The sequence below is a fragment of the Paraburkholderia sp. SIMBA_030 genome, from assembly GCF_046535245.1.
Classification (GTDB): domain Bacteria; phylum Pseudomonadota; class Gammaproteobacteria; order Burkholderiales; family Burkholderiaceae; genus Paraburkholderia.
Genome location: NZ_JAWRXB010000191.1, coordinates 1 through 335, shown reverse-complemented (window position 1 = coordinate 335; position 335 = coordinate 1). Strand labels below are relative to the sequence as shown.

Annotated in this window: 1 protein-coding gene; it reads left to right on the top strand. The window is 38.2% G+C overall.

Features of this window, described 5'->3' with window-relative positions:
• Positions 1-335 (top strand): hypothetical protein (locus SB772_RS39620; protein WP_410838470.1); only part of this gene is annotated, 335 nt, incomplete at both ends.

Here is a 335-nt window from a genome sequence, read left to right as displayed (position 1 = left end):
TCTCTTATCTAAACAGGACAATATACGTCTCAGTAAAGAAGAACAGTATCAAGAGGGCTTTTTGCGTGATTTATTCGTTGATATATTCGGCTATACGCTTAACCCTAATCCCAATTACAACCTTACTACTGAGTTTAAAAATAAAACGAGTAGTAAAAAGGCGGATGGCGCGATACTCAAAGACGGTCATGCTATTGGCGTGATTGAGCTAAAAGGTATGAACACTACTGACCTTAGCAAAATTGAGCAGCAAGCCTTCGGCTATAAAAACAATCAGCCTAAATGCCGTTATGTCATTACCTCTAACTTTCAAAAGCTGCGTTTGTATATCGATA